This is a genomic window from Phocaeicola barnesiae DSM 18169 = JCM 13652, from assembly GCF_000374585.1.
GTDB classification, from domain to species: Bacteria; Bacteroidota; Bacteroidia; order Bacteroidales; family Bacteroidaceae; genus Phocaeicola; species Phocaeicola barnesiae.
This window is the reverse complement of the sequence record NZ_KB894643.1, coordinates 400,614-413,845: the sequence shown is the minus strand read 5'-3', so window position 1 is coordinate 413,845 and position 13,232 is coordinate 400,614. Positions and strand designations below refer to the sequence as shown.

Genomic DNA, 13,232 nt, shown 5'->3' with positions numbered 1-13,232 from the left:
CTGAATCTCTAACTTAAAATATCAAACTATGTTAAAACGAATCAAATCAGTCAGTATGTTGTTGGCTCTGGCAGGTGTTTCTTCTACAGGAGCTGCCTATGCAGTAGCTGTACCTGAGGTTGATGCAACCAGAGGTATGCAACAACAGTCAACTTGTACAGGTGTTGTAAAGGATGCTACGGGTGAAACTGTTATCGGTGCTTCGGTTGTAGTGAAAGGTACTACCAACGGTACAATCACGGGCTTGGATGGTGATTTCTCTTTGTCAGGTGTAAAGAAGGGAGATATTATTCAAATTTCTTTTGTGGGATACAAAACACAGGAAATTGCTTGGAATGGTTCACCTATTAATATCACTTTGCAAGATGATTCACAGGCTTTGGAAGAAGTCGTTGTTGTTGGTTATGGTACTCAGAAGAAGGTTAACTTGACTGGTGCTGTTGCCATGACCGAAGGAGACATGTTGGAAGATCGACCGATTGCAAATTTGGCACAAGGTCTGCAAGGTGCTATTCCTAACTTGAACATTACCATGCCGAGTGGTAACCCGAATGCAACGGCTACTTTCAACGTGCGTGGTATCACTTCTTTGAATGGTGGTTCTGCATTGATTCTGGTAGATGGAGTAGAAACCAATGACATTTCTTTGTTGAATCCTCAAGACATTGAAAGTGTTTCTGTGTTAAAGGATGCTTCATCGGCAGCTGTATATGGTGCTCGTGCAGCCTTTGGTGTGGTTCTTATCACGACAAAGAAAGGTAGTAAAGGACAGAAAGTAACCATAAATTATAACAATAACTTCTCATGGTCTGCTCCGTCACGTCTCCCGGATGGTATTTCTTCTGATAAATGGATTGATGCTGTACAGTTGGCTAATACGAATACGAATGGTAGCGGGTATTTCAGTCAGGCTTTGGTGGATGCTGTTCATGCATATTGTCAGGATCCGAGCCGTCCGTCAGCTTTCTTGGATGAAACAGGAGAATTTACAGCCAAAGGCCAGTGGGCTTATGCCGGAAATACCGATTGGTTCGATGAATTCTATAAGAGTGCTGCATTCATGCAACAGCATAATGCAAGTATTCAGGGAGGTACTGAGAAGAATACCTATTATGGTTCTATCGGTTATAAGGGTCAGGACGGTTTGTTAGCATTTGGTACAGATACTTATAAACGTATCAACATGTCGTTCAACTTCACGACTCAGGTGACAGATTGGTTGGAAATCGGTTTCCGTGCTAAATATAATCGTAGTGAATCAGATGAACCTAATACACAGGCTTATATGGGTAGTTCACCGTATTATGAAGTGTATCGTTCATTCCCATTTATTCCTATCTATTTACCGGATGGTGAACATTTTGCGGCTATGGAAGGTAGTAATTTTAACTACAACTATGCTGGTATCTTGGCAGAAGCAGGCCGTATTACCAATAATTACGATGATATCTGGTATACCGGTTCGTTCAACCTTACTCCGATAAAAGGTCTTTCTATCAAGGGAGATTATACAGGAAACCGTTACTTCCGTACGCAGCGTGAACACTTGAAGACAATTTATCAGTTGAATCCGGATGGCTCCCAAACAGCTAAGATGCCTACGAATAAGGCTGGATTGCGGAAATATGATGATACATACGAAGCCTTGAACGTGTGGGCTGAATACAAAGCTCAGATAAAGGATCACTCATTCTCAGTAATGGCCGGTTATAACCAGGAACGTAAGAATACCAGCAATATGTATGGTGTAGCTGCCAACCTGTATATGAATGATTTCCCGATTATCGATATGGCTAAAGATAAGGAAACATTGAGTGAGGCAGCTACTGTTTGGGCTGTTCAAGGTGCATTCTTCCGTTTGAATTATGATTATAAAGGCAAATATCTGGTAGAGTTGAATGGACGTTATGACGGTTCTTCCAAATATGCATCGGGTAGTCAGTGGGGATTCTTCCCGTCAGCATCATTAGGATGGAGACTTTCTGAAGAGAAATTCTTTGATCCTGCACGTGATTTGTTCCAGAATGTGAAAATTCGTGCTTCAATCGGTTCGTTGGGTAATCAGGTAACTAACGGTAACTTCGATTATATTGGAACTGTTGGTAGTGAGAACTTGAACTATATTCTGTCTGGTAGTATACCTACAGGTATTACGCCGGCTACATTGGCCTACAATAATGTAACATGGGAAAAGGTTACAACCGCTAACTTCGGTCTTGATTTGGGATTATTGAATAACCGTTTGACTGCATCTTTCGATTACTATGTACGTTATACGACAGATATGGTCGTGTCAAAAGCTTATCCTAATACAATGGGTACAAGTGGTGGTAAGGAGAATTTGGCCAGTATGCGTACCAATGGATGGGAGTTGACAATCAATTGGAATGATCAGATTGCCGATGTTGCCGGTAGTCCATTGAAGTATAATGTTGGAATCGGTCTTTCAGATAGTTATTCTACTATTACTAAATATGATAATCCGACAGGAACTTTGAATGATTTGTATGAGGGCAAGCGTTTGGGTGAAATCTGGGGATATACTACAGATGGTTTCATTATGACAGAGGCTGAGGCCGCAGAACAGGCTAAACGTCAGGCTTATATTTCAAATACTTGGATTCCGGGTGATATCCGTTATGCTGACCTGAATGGTGATGGTGTTGTAAATACAGGTGATAGCAATAAGGGACCTATCAATACATTGGATAATCATGGCGACTTGACAGTAATCGGTAACCAGACTCCTCGTTATCGTTTCAATATCAATCTGGGTTTGAGTTGGAAGAACTTTGATGTACGTGCCTTGTTTGAAGGTGTCTTGAAACGTGATTTGTGGCTTAGCAATGAAGTTTTCTGGGGATTCAGCGGTGTATGGAACAGCGCTATCAATGATTACCATGTTGATAATTCTTGGTCAGAAAGTAATCCTAACGCTTATTATCCGGTTCCGACATGGAGTAGTCGCAGTAGACAGACTCAGACAAAGTATCTGCAGAATGCATCTTATATCCGTCTGCGTGATTTGACTATCGGATATACACTTCCGAAGAAATGGCTGGAACCTGTCGGTATTTCTCAGTTGAAGGTCTTCTTCAGTGGACAGAACTTGTGGGAAGCTACAGGTTTGTATAAATATGTAGATCCGGATATGACTGGTAATACTTATCAGAAATCGTCAGATGGTATGGTCGGAACATTGAATTCAGATATGAAGAGTTATCCGTTCTGCCGTTCTTATTCATTCGGTATCAACTTAACATTCTAAAAAGATTTACGATTATGAAGAAAATAACTATATTGACAGGATGTCTGTTTACGATGGCATTGGCTAGTTGTGATTTCTTGGACAGAGAACCATTGGATGCCATCGGTAAGGACCAGTTCTTTACTACAGCCAATGCTACTGCACTGGAGCAATACTGTAACGATTTCTATCCGAAATTGATTGTTGGATATGGAGCCCCTAAGAGTTATGACTGGGGTATGCTGGGTGATGATTTTACAGGTGATGATGTTTTACCATGGGAACGTAATACTACCAGCTTTGGTTTGGCTACGGTTCCTTCAAGTGCCAGCGATACTCAGTGGAAATGGGAGAATATCCGTGCATGCAATGATTTTCTAGCTAATTATGAACAATCTCCGGAAAGTGATGAAGTAAAGCATAAATATGCCGGAATGATTCTTTTCTTCAAGACACTGGATTATTTTAACAAGGTTAAGGCTTATGGCGATGTACCTTGGTTTGAGAATGTGATGAATCCTGGGGATGAAGAAATGTACAAGGCCCGTGATTCTCGTGTATTGGTAATGGACAATATGCTTCGTGATATCAATCAGGCTATTGAATGGTTGCCTAAAAAGACAGATGTTACATTGATTAGTAAAGATGCAGCATTGGCCTTGAAAGCACGTATGTGTCTGTTTGAAGGTACTTGGCGTAAATATCACGGCATCGAGAATCCTGAGAAATTCTTGCAGGAAGCATACAGTGCTGCTTGTGAATTGATGAAAGCTGAATACGGTTATTCCTTGTATCAGGGAAGTAAGCCAGGTACGGCTTATCATGAACTGTTCTGTCTGGCAGACCAGGCTAACAATCCGGAAGTTATTTTGTCAAAAGCATACGATCCGGGAATTGATAAAGGTAACAATCTTACCCGTCAGATTTTTGTAGGTGAAACTCCACTTGGTATGAGTAAGAACTGTGCAGATTCTTATTTGTGTGCTACTACAGGCCTTCCTATTTCTCTGTGTAATTGCGAAGGACATACGAAACATACAACATTGATTGCCGAGTTGGCCAACCGTGATCCGCGTATGTTGCAGACTACAGCAACTCCAGATGTAACGGATACAGATCATTGTTATTATATGGATGGCAAGGCTCCTAATATTGCTTCTGTTACTGCTACTGGTAATCCGAGCAGATGCTCTACCGGTTATCCGATTGTAAAATTTTATAATGCGGCAGAGTACAGTGCTTCTCACTATCAGGGAACAGAAGATGCTCCTGTGTTCCGTTTGGGTGAAATCATGCTGATCCGTGCAGAAGCTGCTGCCGAATTGGGAACCATTACTCAGACTGATTTGGATGAGACTATCAACAAACTTCGTGCACGTGTAGGATTCAATCATCCGCTCACACTGAATGTCGGATTTGATGATCCGGTTATTGCCGCTGCATATCCTAATGTGCAGGGAAGCAATCCTAAGCTGATTCGTGAAATCCGTCGTGAACGTCGGATTGAAATGTTCGCGGAAGGTGTACGCTATGACGATATCCGTCGTTGGGCTTGCGGTAATTTGTTAACTGCTCCTCGTTTGGGTATTATCATTGAAGGTGCCGGATATTCAGAGGAAGAAATACAAGCACTGAAGGAAACTGTGGGTGTTAACGAAGATGGTGCTTTGACTATTTACGAAAAACGTTATGCCGGTCAGAGTCCGACTCCTGTTTTTGAAGATCCGAAACATTACTTGTCTCCTATTCCTACAGACGAAATCGGTAAAGCACCGAATTTGAAACAGAATCCAGGATGGTGATGTAGCAGATAAATAAATTTGATAGAAAAGATGTCCTAGCAAAAAATGTTGGGACATCTTTTTTTATGTAGCTAAGTTTCGTATCATTAGAATCTAAAATAGTAAAATATGATTATTTCTATCTTGGATTTTTATATTTAATTTGTAAATAAACAGCTATTTACTGACAATTCTTTATACGATGTTTGGCGGTATTTGTCAGTTTTCCTATCTTTGTTTCCAAACATCTAAAATTTTAATTTATCTTTTATTATGAAAGGACACATCGTTTCGTCTTTCTTCTTGATGGGGATTTTTGCCGCATGTACTACCACAGTGAAACAGACTACCGAGCCTGTAGATTATGCGGCAATGGTTAATCCTTTTATCGGTACGGATTTTACGGGAAATACTTACCCGGGGGCACAGGCTCCTTTCGGTATGGTGCAATTGAGCCCAGACAATGGACTGGGTGGATGGAACCGGATTTCCGGATATTATTATCCGGACAGTACGATTGCCAGCTTCAGTCATACACATCTTTCTGGAACTGGCGCAGGCGATTTATATGATATTCCTTTTATGCCTGTAACATTGCCTTACAAAGAAGACAAGGAGAGTGGGTTGGGCATTTATTCCAAATTCTCTCACGCAGAAGAAAAAGCCAGTGCCGGTTATTATCAGGTGAAATTGCAGGATTATGATATCAATGTAGAGTTGACCGCTACGGAACGATGCGGTATCCAACGTTATACTTTCCCGAAAGCACAGGCTGCTGTTATCTTGAACCTGAAACGGGCATTGAATTGGGATTTTACCAATTGTTCTTCCGTTCAGGTAGTAGACTCTTGTACCATCGAAGGCTATCGTTTCTCTGAAGGATGGGCGAGAGACCAGCATGTCTATTTCCGTACCCGTTTCTCCAAACCGTTCAAATCTGTTCAGATGGACAGTACGGAAGTGAAGCTGAAAGGCCAGAAAATCGGTATGGCATACGTGGCTCAGTTCAATTTCGATACGCAGGCTGGCGAGCAGCTAGTGTTGGCAACAGCTTTATCCGGTGTCAGTACCGAAGGAGCAGCCAAGAATCTGCAGGCGGAAGCTCCGCACAATGATTTCGACCGTTATGTGACCGAAGCCAAGGCTGAATGGAACAAACAGTTAGGTAAGATTGAAGTACAGGGCAATGATGCCGATGACAAGGTGAAATTCTATACGGCTTTGTATCACAGTATGATAGCTCCGACTATCTTCAGCGATGTAGACGGCTTTTATCGGGGTGCCGATAAACAGATTCATCAGACAAACGGATGGGTGAATTACAGTACTTTTTCTTTGTGGGATACCTATCGTGCTTCTCACCCGTTGTTTACTTATACCGAACCGGAACGTACCAATGACATGATTAAGACGTTCCTGGCCTTTTATGAGCAACACGGACGTTTACCGTTGTGGCCGTTGTGGGGAGCGGAAACCGAAATGATGATTGGTTATCATGCAGTACCGGTAATTGTAGATGCTTATTTGAAAGGTATCGGTGATTTCGACGCTGAAAAGGCATTGGAAGCTTGTGTAGCGTCAGCTGATATGGATAGTTACCGTGGAGTAGGTCTCTATAAGAAATACGGTTACATACCTTATAACTCTGCCATCAAAGGCGAAGAAAACTGGTCGATGTCCAAATCTTTGGAATATGCTTACGATGATTATTGTATTGCCCGTATGGCCGAAAAGATGGGAAAGACAGATATTGCCAAACGTTTTTATGACCGTTCTCAGAATTACCGGAAGCTCTTCAATCCGGAAACCGGATTCATGCAGCCGAAAGATGATAAAGGAAAATTCATCCCCGATTTCAATCCGGACGATTATACGGAATATATCTGCGAAAGCAATGCCTGGCATTACCTCTGGTCTGTACAGCAGGACCCGAAAGGTCTGATGGAATTGCTGGGGGGACAAGACAAGTTTGAAGAGAAACTGGACAGCATGTTTACGCATCATCCGGCATCCGATGAAGAACTTCCGATATTCAGTACCGGAATGATTGGTCAGTATGCACACGGTAATGAACCTAGTCATCATGTAATTTATCTGTATAACCTGACACGCAGTCCGTGGAAGACACAACAGTATGTCGCCAAGGTAATGCAGGAACTTTACCTGAACGAACCGGGTGGTATCTGTGGTAACGAAGACTGCGGACAGATGTCGGCATGGTATGTCTTCAGTGCGATGGGATTTTATCCGGTAGACCCGGTAAGCGGTCAGTATGAAATGGGTACACCGCTCTTCCCGGAACTGAAACTGCATCTCAATAACGGAAAGACCTTTACCGTCCTGGCTCCGAATGTAAACAAACAGAATATCTATGTACAGTCTGTCAAGGTGAACGGACAGGTCTACGACAAGACCTACCTGACTCACCAGCAGATTATGGATGGTGCGACCGTTGAATTTGAAATGGGTCCTCAACCGAAAAAATAAATTGATTCTCTGGAAAAACAGTTATGAAGAAGACATTCAAACACTATAAAAATTGGGCAGTTCGCTACTTTTCTGTTCTTTTGGTAGCAGGAGGCTGGTTGGCTGCCTGTGCACCGGCCGAACAGACTACGGTGGATTACACCGTTTATGTGGACCCGTTCATCGGAACCGGCGGACACGGACATACTTTCCCGGGACCGGTTGTTCCGCGGGGTATGGTACAACCTGGTCCGGATACCCGTCTCTATGATTGGGATTCCTGTTCCGGTTATTATTATAACGATTCGACTATCAATGGTTTTTCTCATAACCGTTTGAGCGGTACAGGGTGTTGCGATTACGGCGATGTCCTGTTGATGCCGACGGTAGGAGAGCAACGTTATGAACCGACTGGTTCGGCCAGTCAGCAGATGGCCTATTGTTCTGCTTTCTCACACGAAAAGGAAGTGGCTGTGCCGGGATATTATTCCGTATTTCTGGACCGTTATCAGGTACAGGCGGAACTGACCTCGACTACTCGTGCCGCTATTCATCGTTATACCTTCCCGGAAAGTACCGAAGCCGGTTTTATCCTCGATTTGGATTATAGTCTCCAGCGTCAGATAAACCGGGATATGGTGATTGAAATCCTGAACGATTCTACCATCCAAGGCCATAAGCGGACCATCTACTGGGCATTCGACCAGCCGATTTATTTCTATATGCAGTTCTCGAAACCTTTCACGACCCATACGTTGGTGACGGATTCGGCTGCATTGGACAAGGGAGGAGAGCTCTTGCCGCAGATGAAGGCCTTGCTCCGTTTTGACCGTACCCAAGCCGATGAACAGGTGTTGGTAAAAGTTGGTCTGTCTTCTGTAGACGCGGCAGGTGCAAAGGCCAATGTGGAAACCGAAATTCCTGACTGGAATTTTGATAAGGTACGGCAGGCGGCTCATGAGGCTTGGAATAAGGAACTGGCTGCCATTGATGTGAAGACAACCTTGGATGACCATCGGACCATCTTCTATACCGGTATGTACCATGCCATGATTGCACCGACGGTATTTACAGACGTAGACGGCCGTTACTTCGGGATGGACCATCAGGTTCATCAGGTAGAGCCGGGAGAGGAGTATTATACCATCTTCTCGTTGTGGGATACCTTCCGTGCCGTTCATCCGTTGCTTTCCATTATTCGTCCGGAGCTGAATGAGGCCTTTATCCGTTCGTTGATTAAGAAGAGTGAAGAGGGAGGTATTTTCCCGAAGTGGGATATGGCTTCCAATTATACGGGAACGATGATTGGTTATCATGCCGTTTCGCTGATTGCGGATGCCTATACCAAAGGTTACCGGAATTTCGATGTGCAGAAAGCTTACAAGGCTTCGCTTCGGGCTGCCGAATACGATACAACCGGTATCAAATGTCCGGACTGGATGATTCCGTATGTCATGCCAAAGGCCCGTTATTACAAGAATGCCATCGGTTATGTACCTTGCGACAAGGATAACGAAGCAGTGGCCAAGGCATTGGAGTATGCTTACGATGACTGGTGTATCGCTGTTCTGGCTAAAGAGTTGGGCGATTCTGCCAATTATCAGAAGTATCAGAATTTTGCCAAAGGTTATCAGACTTATTATGACAAGCAGACCGGGTTCATGCGCGGACTCGATTCACAGCGGAAGTGGCGTGAACCGTTCAATCCGAACGCTTCCAATCACCGGAATGATGACTATTGCGAAGGGAATGCCTGGCAATGGAGCTGGTTCGTTCCGCACGATCCGGAAGGGTTGATGGAACTGGTAGGCGGACGTGAAGAGTTTGTGCGTAAACTGGATGAGCTCTTTACTACCGATGCCAAACTGGAAGGCGAAGAAGTTTCTGCCGACATTTCCGGATTAATCGGACAGTATGCGCATGGGAATGAGCCGAGTCATCATATCACCCATTTCTATAATTATGCGGGCTATCCGTCGAAGACTCAGGAACTGGTGGATAAGGTGTTGCAGACACTCTATTTCAATGACCCGAATGGGCTTTCCGGAAATGAAGATTGCGGACAGATGTCTTCCTGGTATATCTTGAATGCTATGGGATTCTATCAGGTATGTCCGGGTAATCCGGTTTATTCCATCGGGCGTCCGCTCTTCGATGAGGTGACGATTCATCTGCCGAATGGGAAGGACTTCCGGATTCAGGCTAAGAACAATTCTTTGAAGAACAAGTATGTGAAATCGGCTCTACTGAACGGAAAAGCTTTGGAGAAACCTTTCTTTACACACCAGGAACTGGTGCAAGGCGGTACCTTGGTTTTCGAAATGACCGACCAGCCGACTGAATGGAATTCAATTAAATAAACAATAGGCGCTATGAAAAAATTATTCATGTTAGCATGTTTGCTGTCTTTGGCTCTTTGGGTGAAGGCAGCAAAGGATTACACCCAGTACGTCAATCCGATGATGGGTACCGAGTCGACTTTCGAGTTGTCGACAGGAAATACGTATCCGGTCATAGCTATGCCGTGGGGAATGAATTTCTGGACTCCCCAGACAGGTAAGATGGGCGATGGCTGGCAGTATATGTACACGGCTACCAAAATCCGTGGGTTCAAACAGACTCACCAGCCGAGTCCGTGGATTAACGATTTCGGGCAGTTCTCGTTGATGCCGGTAGTAGGAAAACCGGAATTTGATGAGAACAAACGTGCCAGCTGGTTCTCTCATAAAGGAGAGGAAGCACATCCGTATTATTATAAGGTATATCTGGCCGATTATGATATAGTGACCGAAATGGTTCCTACAGACCGTGCGGCCATGTTCCGTTTCACTTTCCCTGAAACAGAAGATTCTTATGTGGTCATCGATGCGTTCGACAAGGGGTCTTCCATCACGGTTATCCCTCAGGAAAACAAAATTGTAGGTTATTCTACCAAGAATAGCGGTGGTGTGCCCGACAACTATAAGAACTATTTCGTGGTAGTGTTTGATAAACCGTTCACTTATCAGGCAACTTTTTCTGATTCTACCTTACACGAAAAGGTATTGGAACAGACTGGCAACCATACCGGTGCCGTTATCGGTTTCAAGACAGCCAAGGGTGAAAAGGTACATGCCCGTGTAGCTTCTTCATTCATCAGTCTGGAACAGGCAGAACTGAATCTGAAAGAGTTGGGTAATGACAATCTGGAAACATTGGCACAGAAAGGTAAGGATACCTGGAACGATGTGCTGAGCCGTATCGAAGTCGAGGGAGGAACATTGGATCAGTACCGTGTATTTTATACCTGTCTGTACCGTTCTTTGCTGTTCCCTCATAAATTCTATGAAATCGACGCGAACGGTCAGGTGGTTCACTACAGTCCGAACAATGGTCAGGTATTGCCGGGATATTACTATACCGGTACCGGTGTATGGGACACATTCCGTTGTCTGTTCCCGTTATTGAATCTGTTCTATCCGTCAGTAAATAAGGAAATGCAGGAAAGCTTCCTGAATGCTTACCGTGAAAGCGGTTTCTATCCGGAATGGTCAAGTCCCGGTCATCGCGGATGTATGGTGGGTAACAATACAGCTTCTGTATTGGCCGATGCTTATCTGAAAGGAGTCTGTGTAGACGACACCAAGACCATGTGGGAAGGTCTGATGGCTGCCGTAAACGGTGTTCATCCTACGGTTAGTTCTTCCGGTCGTCTGGGTTATGAATATTACAACAAGTTGGGTTATGTACCTTACGATGTGAAAATCAACGAAAATGCGGCACGTACCCTGGAATATGCATACGATGACTGGTGTCTGTATCAGCTGGCCAAGAAACTGGACCGTCCGAAGAAGGAAATCAATCTGTTTGCGAAGCGTGCCATGAACTACAAGAACCTGTTCGACCCTGAGACCAAGCTGATGCGCGGAAAGAACGAGGACGGTACGTTTATGAAACCTTTCTCTCCGCTGAAGTGGGGCGATGCCTTTACAGAAGGTAACAGCTGGCATTATACCTGGTCTGTCTTCCACGACCCGCAAGGACTTATCGACTTGATGGGTGGTAAGGAGATTTTCGTACAGATGATGGATTCTGTCTTTAATGTACCACCTTTGTTCGATGACAGTTATTACGGTTTCGTGATCCATGAAATCCGTGAAATGACGGTGATGAACATGGGTAACTATGCGCACGGCAACCAGCCTATCCAGCACATGATTTACCTGTATAACTATGCCGGTCAGCCGTGGAAGGCCCAGTACTGGCTCCGTCAGGTAATGAACCGGATGTACACTCCGACTCCGGACGGCTATTGCGGTGACGAGGATAACGGACAGACATCTGCCTGGTATGTATTCTCTGCCATGGGCTTCTATCCGGTTTGTCCGGCATCCGACCAGTATGTGTTGGGCGCTCCGCTCTTCAAGAAAGCCACTCTGCATTTCGAGAACGGTAAATCGATGGTTATTGAAGCTCCGGCCAACTCGGATACCAACATTTACCTGAACAAGCTTCAAATCAACGGTCAGGAAAGTACAAAGAATTACATCGATTTCGAGACCTTGCGGAACGGTGGACGTATGGAATGTGAAATGACAGACCGTCCGAACATGCAGCGTGGGGTGAACGATGCGGACTTCCCGTATTCATTCACCAATGAATTGAAGAAAAAATAATTCTGATGATTCCTGTTTCCTTGTATCTTACCGTATGGTAATGTGATGGGGCACATTTTTAAATTTGATATGAATGAGTCTTCTGCTTGGTGAAGTGGAAGGCTCATTTTTTTTGTAGATGCATGCTGTGAAGATGGATATGTTCTCTTGAGGATTGGATTCATCGGATGTAGAACGTATGTTTTCCATGCAGTGGACATACATTCCGCGAATCAGAAATGTATGTTTCAGACATGGAAAACATGGATTTCTTCACCGAATCTGAGTGACTTTGTATTTTTGCATACATGACCCGATTGTATCGCTTAGGTTATTGCGGTGTATCTTTGCAGGAGGCCGGTTATCGGTTACGTCCCGCATCGGAAGTCATTCGTTCGGCATACGGAACGCTGGCAGAACTGGTGAATCTGGATGTCACCTTGCAGCAGGCGGCTGGACTGGAAGCGGAAGTAGCCGTTTGTGCTTTGCATCCGTCGACAATGGATAATCAGGGGTTGGCTACCATCGTATCGCTGGTAGCTCAAAGTAAACTGATGCCCGAGAAGGTTGCACTGACAGGCACTCAAGAAGCTTGTCTGCAACCCTTCCTGACACTGACCAACCTGGAAGGTAAACCGCTGATTATGGAAGCTTATCTGGGTGCCAAAGAGGTGCGACAGATCGATACGCTGAAGGTGGACGAGAAAAAGTGGCGGCAGCCTGCAGAAGGATGGGGGGTGGTTACTCTGCCAGACCCGGCACCGGTCCGCACGCTTTATGCGTATGCCGCCAATACGTCAATTCCTGAAAATATTCTTTTGCCGAGAACGGTGGATTGTACGCTGGAAACATTTGTTCATCTGCCTGAAGGGATGAAATGGACCGGACGTGCCGATAAGGAGGTCAGCAATGCCTGTGGAAAAGTTTCATTCAATTACGAGGTGATGCAGGATGGTGTGAAAGTAATCCGCACGATTCGAGTAGGCCGTCAGTTGCAGACTCCGTCTAATTACAAGGAACTGTATGCCCTTCTGGCAGAATGGAAGGATGCCCATAACCATACTCTGGTAGTAAAAGAAGTATCGGAATAGTTTGCTGGTGGAG

General features: G+C 44.6%; 6 protein-coding genes. All 6 read left to right on the top strand.

The window, feature by feature from the left end; translation table 11 throughout:
* Positions 1–28 precede the first annotated feature (28 nt).
* The 6 genes from C510_RS0101695 to C510_RS15965 all read left to right on the top strand — a co-directional run bounded on the left by C510_RS0101695 (position 29) and on the right by C510_RS15965 (position 13,219).
* Entirely contained in the window at positions 29–3,268 is a 3,240-nt protein-coding gene (locus C510_RS0101695) for a SusC/RagA family TonB-linked outer membrane protein (RefSeq protein ID WP_026320063.1), read from the top strand.
* Positions 3,269–3,282: 14 nt separating this feature from the next.
* A complete protein-coding gene (locus C510_RS0101690; RefSeq protein WP_022340374.1) occupies positions 3,283–5,049 on the top strand; it encodes a RagB/SusD family nutrient uptake outer membrane protein in 1,767 nt (588 codons plus the stop codon).
* A 252-nt stretch (positions 5,050–5,301) separates the two neighbouring features.
* Positions 5,302–7,515 (top strand): GH92 family glycosyl hydrolase, encoded by a 2,214-nt coding sequence (locus tag C510_RS0101685; RefSeq protein ID WP_018709605.1) that lies wholly within the window; start codon positions 5,302–5,304, stop codon positions 7,513–7,515.
* 23 nt (positions 7,516–7,538) lie between these two features.
* Positions 7,539–9,854 (top strand): GH92 family glycosyl hydrolase, encoded by a 2,316-nt coding sequence (locus tag C510_RS0101680; protein ID WP_018709604.1) that lies wholly within the window; start codon positions 7,539–7,541, stop codon positions 9,852–9,854.
* 12 nt (positions 9,855–9,866) lie between these two features.
* On the top strand, positions 9,867–12,149 hold the full coding sequence (locus C510_RS0101675) for a GH92 family glycosyl hydrolase (protein WP_025892102.1): 2,283 nt from the start codon (positions 9,867–9,869) through the stop codon (positions 12,147–12,149).
* Positions 12,150–12,436: 287 nt separating this feature from the next.
* On the top strand, positions 12,437–13,219 hold the full coding sequence (locus C510_RS15965; RefSeq protein ID WP_018709602.1) for a DUF3858 domain-containing protein: 783 nt from the start codon (positions 12,437–12,439) through the stop codon (positions 13,217–13,219).
* The last annotated feature ends 13 nt before the right edge of the window (positions 13,220–13,232 follow it).

Excerpts from the sequence above, each read along its gene's own strand:
- C510_RS0101690 (WP_022340374.1), top strand. The coding sequence starts at position 3,283 with ATGAAGAAAATAACTATATTGACAGGATGTCTGTTTACGATGGCATTG.
- C510_RS0101680 (WP_018709604.1), top strand. The coding sequence starts at position 7,539 with ATGAAGAAGACATTCAAACACTATAAAAATTGGGCAGTTCGCTACTTT.
- C510_RS0101675 (WP_025892102.1), top strand. The coding sequence starts at position 9,867 with ATGAAAAAATTATTCATGTTAGCATGTTTGCTGTCTTTGGCTCTTTGG.
- C510_RS0101685 (WP_018709605.1), top strand. The coding sequence starts at position 5,302 with ATGAAAGGACACATCGTTTCGTCTTTCTTCTTGATGGGGATTTTTGCC.
- C510_RS0101695 (WP_026320063.1), top strand. The coding sequence starts at position 29 with ATGTTAAAACGAATCAAATCAGTCAGTATGTTGTTGGCTCTGGCAGGT.
- C510_RS15965 (WP_018709602.1), top strand. The coding sequence starts at position 12,437 with ATGACCCGATTGTATCGCTTAGGTTATTGCGGTGTATCTTTGCAGGAG.